Below are 12,249 nucleotides of genomic sequence, written 5' to 3' on the forward strand. Positions count from 1 at the left end.
TCGTGCCCCCGCAGACTACCGCCCGGCGGACTCCTCGCCCGTGATCGTCCGGTCCCGTCGCGCACGCTCGTCCGCCGCTTCCGCGCCGCCCGCCGTGCGGGCACCACCGACCGCGCCGGCTCCGCCCGCCACACGCACCTGGTGGCGAGCCATCGCGATCCCGCCGAGCACCGACAGGACCGCCACCACGACGGACCCGACCACGAACGGCCCGAGGGCGTACCCCGCGGGGAAGACGAGGAGTTCCGTCGCGTCCGAGCGGACGAGCGCGTAGCCCACGGCGCCGACGCCGAGCATCACGAGGTAGACCGTCGCCGCCGCGACCAGGGCCGTCACCCCCGGGTTGCCGTCACGCACGCCGGCGGCGGTCGCGAGGAAGACGACGATCGCAGCCGCGACCACCATCGCCGGGCCGAGGTACGGAGTCGCGTCCGGTTGCGAGATGACCTCGACGTCGGCGAGCAGCGCTTCGAAGCCCGTGACGGCGATCACGAGCGCGATGAAGAGGACCGACGTCATCGTCGCGATCAACCACCGGGACATGGGCCGATCGTATCGCCGAGCGGCTGGTCAGCGAGCGGGTTCCGCGTGGTTCGCATCGTCGGCGTGCTCGCGACGGTCCGCCCGCTCGGACTGCTCCTGCGCCGCCGCGACCAGCGCGAGCGCGATCGTCGCGGTGATGATCGGGACGGTGTCCGTCATCGGGGCGGGCGCGGTGCCCGGCGACTTCGCGGCGGCCTCGGACGTCTCGGTCTCGGCCGTCTCGGCCGTCGCGGCCGTCTCGGCCGTCGCGGCCGTCGCGGCCGTCGCGGCCGTCGCGTCCGTTCCGCGTTCGGCCTGGAGGCCCGTGGCCGCGCCCGCCTCGGCGGCCTCGTCCGGCTCGTGGTTGCGCAGGGCCGGGCCGATGACCGGCAGGACCCCGGTCGTGGCCGCCGGTTCCGCGTGGAGGACGGGCGCCTCGGCGTCTGCGGTTCCGTCGCGCTTCGCCGCACGCCGCGCTCGGCCCATCTTCACCAGCACGACGACGGCGACGACCGCCCAGATGCCGTTGACGATCGTCGAGGGGACGGCGTGGTGGGCGGCGACGTTGATGGCCACAGCCAGGCCGCCGACGAGGTTGAACAGCTGGTAGAGCGGGCCGTTCGGGATCTTGCCCGTGGAAAAGAGGACGTAACCGGCTAGAACAGTTACAGCACCGAACCAACCGAGGAATTCGACGATTCCGACCAACACGCGCGACTCCGGCACGACGAGGAACGGCCGGTTCGAGCCGACCGTTCGAGGGGGATGAGCAGCCGCGATCACGGGCTCAGCAGCATCGTAATCACAACGACGGGTGTCGCGGAAGCGGGGTCGGCGCGGCGCGGCCGCCCCCAGTCCGTGGGGTCGGGTCAGCCCTTCGTGGCGGTGTCCGGCTCGGCGGTCAGGACGTACACGTACCCGCCGAAGGTCCACGTCGTCGCAGCCGCTGCGGCCGGGTCGGTCGAGTCCTGGGACACCGAGGACGACACCGTGGTGACGAGGAACAGTCGGGCCCCGTCCTGCATGCCTCCGACGAACGCGAGGGCCTGGTCGAACGATCCGTCGATCGACACCGACACCGGGATCGCCGAGAAGTTCGCAGCCGAGATCGCGGGATCGGTCAGCGGGGCAGTCGCGGCGTCGGTTGCCCCTGTGGTCGGCTCGGCGGTCGCACCATCGGTCGGCGTCGCCGCCGTGTCCGTGGCGGCGGGTGCGGGAGCGGTGTACGCCACCGCGTCCGAGGTCGTGATTGCCGACACCGTGACGCCTGCCCGGGCGGCAACGCTGTCGACCGCGCCGTAGAACGACGACATGCTCGCGCTCGGCGGCACCGAGGCGGTGAGCGCCGCGAGCTCTGCCTTGAGCTCCGGCAACGACTTCGCCCGGTCCTTGAGTCGGGCGAGCTCTGCCGCCGTCGTCCGGTTCGTGGCGTCCACCGACGCCTGGTCGAGGCGGTCGGACGCCGCCTGTGCTAGGTGGGGCTGCACGCCGAGGAAGAACCCAGCGAGCGCCACCACGGCCATCGCCACGACGGCCAGGAGCATGTTGAGTCGGTTGCGGGTCATGTCACTCGCCCTTGTCCTGGTACTTGCCGTCGTAGGCTGCCTCGTCGACGTGGATCGTCATGTTCACGGTGTACGTGCCGGTCGTCTCGTCGAGCGTCACCGAGTTCGCGGTCGCGTCGACGAAGCCCTCGAGGCCCTTCACCGCGTCGAGCCACGACGGGACCGACGGCAGGGTGGGGCTCTGGGCGTCGATGGTCAGGGTCGCGACCCGCTGGCCCTGCAGCGGGCTGTCCGCCTGTGCGTACGTCTCGAGCGGAGTGGCCGAGTCGATCGCGACACCGGTGATCTCGACGCCGGCGGGGAGCGAAGCCTTCAGCGAGCCGAGGTACGGCTGCCAGGCGATCTCGGTGGACCCCCCGACCGACTGCGCTGCCTCCCGCAGAGCTGTGCCGGCCTCCGTGTCCCGGACCTCGCGGTAGTTCGCCTGCTGCTGCAGGAGCGACAGGGTCTCGCTCTGCGCGTGGGTCAGGTCGTCATGCGCCTCGCTGGACAACAGGCTGGCTCCCGCGGTGGCGATCCCGACCACGATCGCCACGAGGACGACACCAGCCCACAAGCGGCGGACCACACGTCGGCTGCGACGGTCGGCGAGGACCTCGGTCGGCAGGAGGTCGACGCTCGGTCGACCGCCCACGACGACCTCGTTGGCGGTGGCGCGGCGCTGCCGCTTGGCGCGTTCTGCACTCTCGGCGGCAACGCGCACGGCGGGGTCGGTCGCGGCTCCTCGGCGACGGCTCCGTCCTGTGCGCGCGACCTTCGACTCGGTCGTCTGGCTCATGCTGCCTTCCCTCCCGCGGCGAGTCCCCACGCGACCGCGATCGACGCGCCGTGGGCGTGCAGGTCCTCGACCCGGATGGACTTCGCGAGCGCGACGTTCGCGAACGGCGCTCCGAACCGGACGGGCGTCCGGGTGAACTCCGAGAGCGCTGCGGAGAAGCCCGGCAGCGCAGCCGCCGCCCCGCAGAGCAGGATCTCGGCGACGGGCTCGGCGGGGTGGGTGTTCACGAAGTAGTTGACGGTGTTGCGGAGGCTGGAGAGCAGTTCCCCCATGGTCTCGCGGACCGCTGCGACCGCGAGGGCATCGTCGCCGGTCTTCGCGCGCTCGGGGTCCATGCCGAGGTGCCGTTTGACGGCTTCGGCCGCCCCCTCGTCGATCGACAGGCGACCGGCGAGCAGCCGCGTGATGTCGTCGCCGCCGGTGGGCACGATCCGGACGAACTTCGGCACGCCGTCGGTCACGATGACGACGGTGGTCGTGTTGCCGCCGCACTCGATGATGGCCACCGTGCCCGCCTGGTCCGCAGGCGCCAGGACACGGGCCAGGGCGAACGGGATGAGGTCGACGCCGACCGGCTTGAGGCCGGCGTTCTGGACGGCGCGGACGTTGGCGAGCACCGCGTCCTTCACCGCGGCGACGAGCAGACCGCTCACGGTGGGACCGTTCTCGCCCATCTCCTCACCCGTCGGGTAGAAGTCGAGGATGGCGTCGCCCACCGGCACCGGGAGCATGTCCTGCACCTGGAAGGGAAGCGACTCGCGGATCTGCGCGATGGGTGCCTTCGGGACCGTGAGGTCTCGCGACAGCACTCGCTGGTTGCCCATGCCGAGCACGACGTCCTTCGACCGGAAGCGTCCGATCGACCAGAGCTGGCGGAGTGCGCCGGCAACGGTGTTCGGCTCGAGCACCTCGCCCTGCTTCGTCGCTCCGACGGGCACCGGTACCTCGGCGAACCGCAGGATCGTGGGCCTCGGCTTGTCGGCGTCCTGCACCTCGACGGCGCGGATCGTGGTGGCGCCGATGTCGACGCCGACGATGCTCTTCGACATGGGTGGTCCTTCCGTGACCGTCTTCGGGTCGGTCTGGTGGGGTGAGCGCGCGACGACGCCTCAGGCGAGTCCGAGGAGGCGCAGGTAGCCGTCCCACGCGGGCTGGCCGACGGCGATGCCGAGCCAGGCGCCCGCGAGCATCCAGGGGCCGAAGGGGATCCCGCTCCGGCGGCCCGCCCGGCGCACGACCAGGAGGACGACTGCGAAGGTACCTCCGAGCAGGAACGCCGCGAAAGAACCCACTGCGAGGGGTCCCCATCCGAGGTACGCCAGCGCGAGGCCGAGCACCCCGGCGAGCTTGACGTCGCCGAGCCCCATCCCTCCCGGCACCGCCAGCGCCAGCGCCAGGTACGCACCGCCGAGCGCGGCGAGACCGATGAGCCCGCGCAGTGCGGCGGCCCAGTCACCGGACACCGCCGAAGCTGCCAGCAGGAGCACGGGCAGCACGACGAACGCCGGCAGCACGATCCGGTTGGGCAGCGTGTGGGTGTCGAGGTCGATGAGTGTCAGCGAGACGCTGATCGCCATCAGGTACAGGAGCGCGACGAGCAGGACCGCCGCGTGGATCACGCCTCGCACGCCGTCCGGCGCCGCCAGCGGCGACCAGGGCGCGAGTACCGAGAACAGGGTCACCGCGACGAACAGGAGGCCCGTGGCGGCTTCGACGAGCGGGTACCGAGCCGAGATGGGCGCGTCACAATCGCGGCACCGTGCCCGCAGGAGGAGCCAGGACATCACCGGCACGTTGTCGCGACCGCGGATCTCGTGGCCGCACCCGGGGCAGGAGCTCGCCGGTGCGACGACCGACATCCCGGCGGGGACGCGGTACACGACCACGTTCAGGAACGACCCGATCGCGAGACCGAGCACGCCGACGACCACGGTGACGAGGGGCGCCACAGCGGCGAAGGAAGCCACGATCACTTCCCCGTCGGGGTGCCGTCGGCACGGAAGGCCGTCGCGGACTCGGTCTCGGTCGTCACGCCGTACGTGGTGGACACGGGCTGCAGGAACTTCGGCGGCGCCGACGACTTGAGCCTGGTGTCGTACGCGTACGCCTTCGCGTAGCCCGTCACCCAGGAGCCGTCGTTGTAGGAGGTCCTGACCGACCCGCGGAACTGCTGCGCGATCGAGCCGTAGATCGTGAGTGTTCCCAGGTTCGAACCGAAGGCGCTGTTCTGCACGTTGAAGGTCCCGAGGTTGCTCGCGATGGCAGCATCGACCTCGATGTTCTGGGTCGGAGCGAGGTTCGTTGACTCGCCCGACGCGGTGGAGCACGTGCTGCTCGTCCCGGAGGAACACGAGATGGGGTTGGAGACGGAGACCGCACGCTGCCCCACGAGGCCCAGCATGTCGTCGGAGTTCCGACCGTTCTGGTAGACGATGCTCCCGGTCACGTAGACGAAGTTCTCGGCCGCGAGCGTCATCTGTCCGCCGAACGATCCCGAGACGAAGACGTCACCGTTCCGACAGCCGTAGTAGCCGGAGTCACCGAGCGCACCGGTGAACTCGTTGCTCTTCGGGTATCCGAGTCCGTTGCCGTAGTCGGAGGTGGTCCTTCCCGTTGCGGCCTTCACGGTCTGCTGGCAGTACACCGGCGAGCCGGCGTTCACGGTTCCGTTCACGGTTCCTGTCGGAGTCGTGTTGGGCGGCCAGTAGTTGGGGTCACCGCTGGCGCCGGGAACCGTCTGCACGTAGACCAGGTTCGACGGCAGGGTCGGGATGACCGCTCCTGCACCACGCAGCGCCGGGACCGATCCACACAGTGCATCGTTGGTGCTGCCGCCGGTGATCGCGCCGTTCGCGGCGCCGGAGAGCTGGGTCTTCACCGTCCACGGCGAGACGACGCGCATCTTCCCTCCGGCCAGGAAGGTGATCGACGTCGGCCCCGTGTAGATGCACCCGGGCTTCGCGACCTTGTCGGAGATGTCCGTCCGGGCTTCCTGCTTCATGTTCGCGTTCGTGCTCGGCATCGGGAGGGTGCCCTTGTTCCCGATCGGCCCGCCGGAGAACTTCGTCGAGGTCCGGCACGACGAGTCGATCGTCGGCTCCTTGCTCGTGTAGAAGAAACCCGCTGGCCCGGTGTGGGACACAGCCTGGTTGAACGTCGCACCGCAGGCGGTGATGACGTCGTTCGTGCGAACCGGGCCGTCGAGGCGGTCACCCGAGGCGAACAGCACGGCGCGGCAACTCGTGGAGGAGTTCCAGTTCTTCTCGTTGCGGTGCGCCGAGGTACACCGCGTCGTCGTCGAACCGCCACTCGTCGTCGTGGTGGTCTCACCGGTGAGGCTGGGGTCCTGGGACTCGTAGTTCGTGAACCAGAGGTAGTTCACGAAGCCGTCACCGCGGAGGTCGACAACGAGCGTCCGGGTCGCGCCGTTCGCCTTGCCGGTGACGCGGAGGCGGACCTTGCCGGTGTTCGCGTAGGCGGAGTTGTCGACCTCGTACCGGTAGAACTGATCGGTGCTCCCCACGACCGGGGCCCAGGACCCGCCCACGCTGACCCCGAAGGCCTTGTTCGCGGTGTCAGCGGAGTACGTGCTGTCGCCCGAGAACGGCGTCCGCACCCCGTACTTCACGTAGGCGTTGTCCGCGGCGAGACGTCCCTGGTAGTCGGACAGGCCCGCGTACGCCGCAGCCATCGCCTTGTTGTAGTCGTCGTCGTTCGACGCCTTCGTCGCCCCGCTGGTCGCGGTCGCGACCACCAGCGAGAGCACGATCATGAGCACCGCGCCGAGACCGATGACCGCAGCGAGCGCCACGCCGCGTTCGTCGTCGCGGCGTCGGAGGGCACGGACAAGTCGGATGAGCATCATGCCTCCGTCGCTGCGCCGTAGTCGAGGTTGCGCAGGTTGATGGTCGCTTGGAAGGTCGTGTCGTTCGCGGTCGTCCCCGTCGCGGATCCGACCGTCAGGGTCACGTCGACCGACCGGATCGAGTCCATGGTGGTCGCAGTCGGTGAGATGCTGTCGCCACCGGCATCGATGTACTGGAAGCGCGTGCTGTTGCTCCCACTCGTCCGGACGACGTCGGCCAGCACGATGGTCTTCGTGGGACCGGTGAAGGTGCAGTACCCATTGGCCGGGCAGTCGCCGCGCTGGAGTTGCATGCGGAGCTTCGTGCCCTGCGTGTCGATCGTGACCTTGGTGAGGCCGGCCCGTGACGTCGTGAGGTCCACCCCGGAGTAGAACCGCATGCTCGTCGCCGTCGCGCTCTCGAAGGCAGCCCGGTTCGTCGTCTTCGTGAGCTGCACCCGGGACGCCTCACGCAGGTAGCGGCTCACCTGCGTCATCGACGTCGTGCCCTGCCGCGTGCTGTCGTTGACCGACGAGACCGTTCGCTGCGCCTTGAGCATCGAGACGAAGAAACTGCCGACCAACGTGAGCAGCAGTGACGTGACCAGCATCGCCACGAGGAGCTCCACGAGGGTGATGCCCCGTTGCTCCGAGTGGAGACGACGGATGATCGCTCGCATCAGCTGACCGGCCTGGGGTCGACCATCACGGCACCACCCCGGACGGCGCCGTTCGTGACCATCGCGGCGTTCTCGTTCGTGAGGGCGAGCGCATTCGTGGTGGATCCGGCCGTGTCCCCGGAGTAGAGCTTCCAGGTCCCCCACGGCAACGCGATCGACGCAGTGCCCGCTGCGAGCTTCGGGAACTGCAGGGTCATGCCTGCGGCACAGCCCGGGTCACCGTTCACGGGCGTCGTGGTCTTCGCGGTCAGGAACTTGCCCGCCGTCAGGCCCGAGAGCTGGACCGCCCCCATCTGCACGGCGATCGTCGCCTTGTTGTTCGACGGCTCGGAGGGCGTCCCGACCTTCGCCTTCGCGTTGGGGGTCGTCCAGGACCCCGGCTCCGGGCTGAGACAGGTGGACGACGAGGTACCCGAGGCGTCCACCACGTACGACCCGGCAACCACCCGGTAGCTCCCGTACGGGAACAACGACGCCGATCCGGCGGTGTTGGTGAGTTGCGTGGTGCCGGAGGTCGGGTTGATCAGCGTGGTGGACATGTTGGTCGGGAGCGTCGCACCCACGTCCGGAGTGGTGGCGTACCTGAAGGTGTACTTCGCTGCCACGTCGAAGCTGAAGGCAGCGGCTCCGGAGGAGCCTGCGGCGACGGTGATCGTCTGCGTCGACGGGCTGACCTGCTGGTTCGAGTCGATGTAGCCGCTCCGGGCGATCTTCACCGAGTACGTGCCGGGAGCGACCCCGGAGACGTAGGTGCACCCTTCGGCATCGGTCGCCGGGACGGTGACGCCGGCCGGACCGCTGACCGTCGGGACGATCCCGGACACACCGATGCCGTTCGCGTTCGTGACGCCGATCAGGATCGAACCGGTGGTGTCGGAGTTGATGTTCGTGAGCGGAGCGATCGCGCTCGACATCCTGACCTGCTGCGAGCCGGACGACGACGCGTTGGTCTTCCAGCTGACCGCCACCGTGACTGCCTTGTACGACAACGTGCCGTCCCCGGTACCGCACGCCGTTGCACTGCCCGAGGAACGGGTCCACGACACCTTCCGAGTGAGGGCGAACGTCTGGTTGCCGACCGTCGGGGAATCAGTGCCGCTCTTGATGTCGAAGATGCTCGGGAGGTTCCGGAGGTTGTCGATGTCCTCCATGGCGACCGTCGACGCGACCTCACGTGCACGGGTGTCCTTGGACAGGACGAGCGAAGCGGTGATGCCGGCAGCGATCCCGGCGGCGATCAGCGCGAAGATGGTCATGGCGACCATCACCTCGATGATCGTGAACCCGTCCTCGTTCGCACGTGCGGAACGCAGTCGCTCGGCGATGCGCGAGATCATGGCGTCCCTTCTGGATGGAGTGGTCGTTCCGATGCTCGTGTGGGCGCCGGCCTCGACGAGGCGGCGCCCACACGGTTCACAGCGAGTGTCAGCAGGTACCGGCCTTCACGCCGTCGGTCTCGTTGGCGACGAAGGTCTTGCTGGTCGAGCTCGTTCCCTGGATGCAGAAACCGTCGGTGGTCTTCTTGTACGTGATCGCGGTGGTGTTCGAGCTCTTGGTCGCCCCGGCGTTCTTGTAGTCCGTGGAGGTGAGGTCGGCAGTGTCCGGGAAGGCGCCAGTGCCGGACGTCGCGATGCTCACGACGGCCGTCTTCGCGTTGGTGACGTCCGACTTGACGGCCGAGTCCTTCGCGTTGTTCTGCACACCGATGTACACCGGGATGGCGATCGCGGCGAGGATGCCGATGATGATGACGACGACGAGGAGCTCGATGAGCGTGAAGCCCTTCTCGCCGTCCTTCAGGAGACCCTTGCGGCGAGCGTCGAGCTTGCCCATGAGAGCGAAGTACATGGTTGTTTCCATTCTGCGGGGAATGTCGGGGAAATGATTTCGGGGCTTGCTCGGCCGCCGCAGAACAGCGTATTCGGCACGCTTCGACCGGCCAATCCCGAGAACGGGGGCCATCATGGGCGCGGAACACCCCCAGTGCGGGGGCTGCTCGATATCCCAATTGCCCCCGCATGGGGGTGGAATGACTAGGAAGCGTTCTGCACGACGTTGGTGATCTGGAAGATCGGCATGTAAAGCGCGATGATCATCCCGCCCACCACCACTCCGAGGAACGCGATGAGCAGCGGCTCGATCAGCGAGGTCAGGGCGTCCGTGGTGGCCTCGACCTCGGCGTCGTAGAACACCGCGATCTTCTCGAGCATGATCTCGAGGGAACCGGCGTCTTCACCCACCGCGACCATTTGCGTCACCATTGCCGGGAAAACTGCCTGCGCGGCGAGCGGGACGGCGATCGATTCGCCTTTCCGGACAGCCTCCGCGACATTGTCGAGCGCGCGCTTCACAACGGAGTTGTTCGACACTTCTCCGACGATCCGCAATGCCTGCAGAATAGGAACGCCAGCACCGATCATGTTCGAGAAGTTCCGCGCGAACCGAGCGATGACGATCTTCTTCTGCAAGGGCCCGAACACCGGCAGTTTGAGGGTGATCGGATCGATGAACGCGCGCACCCGCTCGGTGTTCTTGTTCGCCCGCCACCACAGCCAGCCCACCAGGACGACGACGGCGAGGGGGATCGCGACGTACCGCATCACGTGTGACAGCGTCACGAGGATCTGCGTCGGCAGCGGGAGCGTTCCGCCGAGCGACGAGAACATGCCCTGGAAGATCGGCACGATGAAGATGAGCATGATGGCGACCGCCACCAGCGACATCACGAGCACGACGACGGGGTAGGTCATCGCCGACTTGATCGTCGAGCGGAGCTTGTGCTCCTTCTCGAAGTTCGTGGCGATGGAGTCCATGGCCTGGTCGAGGAAGCCGCCGGTCTCCCCCGCACGGATCATGTTGATCATGATCGGCGGGAAGTCGACCGGGTACTTCGCGACGGCGTCGGAGAACGAGACGCCCCGCTCCACGTCGTCGCGGACCTTCCCGATGATGTCCTTGAGCTTCTTGTTCTCGGTCTGGTCCGACAGGATCGTCAGGGTCCGGAGCAGTGCGAGGCCCGAGGTGAGCATCGTGGAGGCCTGCCGCGACATGATCGCGAGGTCCTTGAGTCCGACGCCCTTCTCGAACCCGGGGATCTTGATCTCGGTCTGCAGCCCCGTGCCGGCCTTGGCCTCGGTGATGGCGATCGGTGAGACGCCCATGCCCCGGAGGCGCTGGACGACGGCCCCTTCGGACGCGGCGTCGAGGCGGCCCTTGACGAGCTTGCCGGCGCCGTCACGGCCGCGGTAGTCGAACGCGAGTGACATCAGTGGCCTCCGGAGAACTTGTCGCCGAAGTCGATGCCGCTGGCGGCGATCGCGGCGGCCGAGGAGTCGGACGGGGATTCGACACGCTGCACGAGCCGGTCGAAGCCCTCTTCGTCGTGGACCTTCTCCATCGCGGCCTTCCGCGAGATGGTGCCGACGTTGACCAGTTCGGCGAGGTCCTGGTCCATGGTGTGCATGCCGAGGTCACGGCCGGCCTGCATGGCGGAGGTGATCTGGTACGTCTTGCCCTCGCGGATGAGGTTGCCGATGGCCGGGGTGATCGTCATGATCTCGGTGGCGACGACCCGGCCGACGCCGTTGGCCTTGGGCACGAGGGTCTGGCAGACGACGCCCTGCAGGGTCGCCGCGAGCTGGGTGCGGATCTGCCCCTGCTGGTGCGGCGGGAAGACGTCGATGACGCGGTCGATGGTGCCGGGCGCGCTCTGCGTGTGCAGGGTGGCGAACACCAGGTGGCCGGTCTCGGCGGCGGTGAGCGCGACGGAGATGGTCTCGAGGTCGCGCAGCTCGCCGATCAGGATGACGTCGGGGTCCTGTCGCAGCACGTGCTTCAACGCCGAGGCGAAGGAGCGCGTGTCGGCACCGACCTCGCGCTGGTTGATGATCGACCGCTTGTGCTCGTGCATGAACTCGATCGGGTCCTCGACCGTGACGATGTGGTCGGAGCGGCTCTCGTTCACCAGGTCGATGAGCGCGGCGAGCGTGGTCGACTTGCCCGAACCGGTCGGGCCGGTGACGAGGACCAGGCCACGGGGCAGGCCGGCGAAGTCGCCGACGTACTCGGGGATGCCGAGCTGCTTGAGCGTCTTGATCCTGGTGGGGATGATGCGGAACGCCGCGCCCCAGTTGCCGCGCTGCTGGTAGTAGTTCACGCGGAAGCGGTACTCGGGCGACAGCGAGTACGCGAAGTCGAGTTCCTGGTCGTGGTCGAACTGCCCGGCCTGTTCGACGGACAGCAGCGTCTTGAGCGCCGCGATGACCTTGCCGCGCGACCACGCGCCTCCGGGAACGGCCGGACGGAGTGCGCCGTCGACGCGGACGGTGGGCGGGGCGTCGGCCGTGACGTGCAGGTCGGACGCGCCCTGGTAGACGACCTGTGCCAGCGCGGTGATGAGGTCGGGGTCGGCGACCTCGCGCGCGTGCCGCGCGAAGTCGATGTCGCTGGCCGAGTTGGCGACCGGTGCCGGCGCGGGAGCCGGAGCCGCGTAGTGGGCGCCGCTGTACGGCACGGCCGGGAGCTGCTGGGTCGCGGGGTCGGCGTACCCGTAGGTGGCGGTCGAGGACGGGACCGCGGCGGGCGGCGTCGCCGGAGCGGTGGCGGACTGCGCGACGGGCGCCGCCACCTGGCCAGCAACGGAGCCGGCCACCGGCGCACCGGCCGGTGCCGGCCACCCCGCCGAGTCGTCGGCGAGGTCGTAGACCTGCTCGGGCGGAGCGGCAGCCGCGGCGGCCAGACGTGCGGCACGGCGGGAACCGACCTCGGCGCCCGGGGTTCCGGGGTGCCACCCGGCGACGGGCTCGTCACCGGGCATGGTGATGTCGTACACGGAATCGGTCATCTGCTCGTCCTGTTCCC

The 12,249-nt window shown here is 68.8% G+C and carries 12 protein-coding genes; all 12 read right to left on the bottom strand.

Features of this window, described 5'->3' with window-relative positions:
- Positions 1-15: 15 nt before the first annotated feature.
- The 12 genes from KK097_RS00700 to KK097_RS00755 all read right to left on the bottom strand — a co-directional run bounded on the left by KK097_RS00700 (position 16) and on the right by KK097_RS00755 (position 12,232).
- Positions 16-543 carry a DUF6121 family protein gene (locus KK097_RS00700; protein WP_214543355.1) on the bottom strand — a complete coding sequence of 176 codons (528 nt, stop codon included), beginning with the start codon at positions 541-543 and terminating at the stop codon, positions 16-18.
- A 27-nt stretch (positions 544-570) separates the two neighbouring features.
- Positions 571-1,233: a CBU_0592 family membrane protein gene (locus KK097_RS00705; protein ID WP_214543356.1), complete on the bottom strand. Its 663-nt coding sequence runs from the start codon at positions 1,231-1,233 to the stop codon at positions 571-573.
- Between the two features lie 158 nt (positions 1,234-1,391).
- Complete coding sequence (locus tag KK097_RS00710; protein ID WP_214529446.1) at positions 1,392-2,087, bottom strand: hypothetical protein; 696 nt, start codon at positions 2,085-2,087, stop codon at positions 1,392-1,394.
- A gap of 1 nt (position 2,088) precedes the next feature.
- Positions 2,089-2,865 (bottom strand): hypothetical protein, encoded by a 777-nt coding sequence (locus KK097_RS00715; protein ID WP_214543357.1) that lies wholly within the window; start codon positions 2,863-2,865, stop codon positions 2,089-2,091.
- A complete protein-coding gene (pilM, locus tag KK097_RS00720; protein ID WP_214529448.1) occupies positions 2,862-3,914 on the bottom strand; it encodes a type IV pilus assembly protein PilM in 1,053 nt (350 codons plus the stop codon). Before pilM ends, KK097_RS00715 begins: the two co-directional genes overlap by 4 nt.
- 60 nt (positions 3,915-3,974) lie before the next feature.
- Positions 3,975-4,838, bottom strand: coding sequence for a prepilin peptidase (locus KK097_RS00725; protein ID WP_214543358.1), 864 nt, complete (start codon positions 4,836-4,838; stop codon positions 3,975-3,977).
- Positions 4,835-6,730 (bottom strand): pilus assembly PilX family protein, encoded by a 1,896-nt coding sequence (locus KK097_RS00730; protein WP_214529450.1) that lies wholly within the window; start codon positions 6,728-6,730, stop codon positions 4,835-4,837. The genes KK097_RS00725 and KK097_RS00730 overlap by 4 nt, the downstream gene beginning before the upstream one ends.
- The gene (locus KK097_RS00735; RefSeq protein WP_214543359.1) at positions 6,727-7,389 is read right to left on the bottom strand and encodes a PilW family protein; all 663 of its coding nucleotides are present in this window, start codon (positions 7,387-7,389) and stop codon (positions 6,727-6,729) included. The genes KK097_RS00730 and KK097_RS00735 overlap by 4 nt, the downstream gene beginning before the upstream one ends.
- Entirely contained in the window at positions 7,389-8,726 is a 1,338-nt protein-coding gene (locus KK097_RS00740; RefSeq protein ID WP_214543360.1) for a prepilin-type N-terminal cleavage/methylation domain-containing protein, read from the bottom strand. Before KK097_RS00740 ends, KK097_RS00735 begins: the two co-directional genes overlap by 1 nt.
- 88 nt (positions 8,727-8,814) lie before the next feature.
- Positions 8,815-9,237, bottom strand: a complete 423-nt coding sequence (locus KK097_RS18270; protein ID WP_284730927.1) for a type II secretion system protein — start codon at positions 9,235-9,237, stop codon at positions 8,815-8,817.
- Positions 9,238-9,422: 185 nt separating this feature from the next.
- Positions 9,423-10,655: a type II secretion system F family protein gene (locus KK097_RS00750; RefSeq protein WP_214543361.1), complete on the bottom strand. Its 1,233-nt coding sequence runs from the start codon at positions 10,653-10,655 to the stop codon at positions 9,423-9,425.
- Entirely contained in the window at positions 10,655-12,232 is a 1,578-nt protein-coding gene (locus tag KK097_RS00755; RefSeq protein ID WP_284730928.1) for a type IV pilus twitching motility protein PilT, read from the bottom strand. The genes KK097_RS00750 and KK097_RS00755 overlap by 1 nt, the downstream gene beginning before the upstream one ends.
- Positions 12,233-12,249: the final 17 nt, after the last annotated feature.

It is taken from the genome of Curtobacterium flaccumfaciens (assembly GCF_018598405.1).
Lineage (GTDB): Bacteria > Actinomycetota > Actinomycetes > Actinomycetales > Microbacteriaceae > Curtobacterium > Curtobacterium aurantiacum.

Bases quoted from the DNA above. Each gene is read 5' to 3' on its own strand.
- KK097_RS00700 (WP_214543355.1), bottom strand. From the start codon at position 543: ATGTCCCGGTGGTTGATCGCGACGATGACGTCGGTCCTCTTCATCGCG.
- KK097_RS00710 (WP_214529446.1), bottom strand. From the start codon at position 2,087: ATGACCCGCAACCGACTCAACATGCTCCTGGCCGTCGTGGCGATGGCC.
- KK097_RS00715 (WP_214543357.1), bottom strand. From the start codon at position 2,865: ATGAGCCAGACGACCGAGTCGAAGGTCGCGCGCACAGGACGGAGCCGT.
- pilM (WP_214529448.1), bottom strand. From the start codon at position 3,914: ATGTCGAAGAGCATCGTCGGCGTCGACATCGGCGCCACCACGATCCGC.
- KK097_RS00730 (WP_214529450.1), bottom strand. From the start codon at position 6,730: ATGATGCTCATCCGACTTGTCCGTGCCCTCCGACGCCGCGACGACGAA.
- KK097_RS00735 (WP_214543359.1), bottom strand. From the start codon at position 7,389: ATGCGAGCGATCATCCGTCGTCTCCACTCGGAGCAACGGGGCATCACC.
- KK097_RS00740 (WP_214543360.1), bottom strand. From the start codon at position 8,726: ATGATCTCGCGCATCGCCGAGCGACTGCGTTCCGCACGTGCGAACGAG.
- KK097_RS18270 (WP_284730927.1), bottom strand. From the start codon at position 9,237: ATGTACTTCGCTCTCATGGGCAAGCTCGACGCTCGCCGCAAGGGTCTC.
- KK097_RS00750 (WP_214543361.1), bottom strand. From the start codon at position 10,655: ATGTCACTCGCGTTCGACTACCGCGGCCGTGACGGCGCCGGCAAGCTC.
- KK097_RS00755 (WP_284730928.1), bottom strand. From the start codon at position 12,232: ATGACCGATTCCGTGTACGACATCACCATGCCCGGTGACGAGCCCGTC.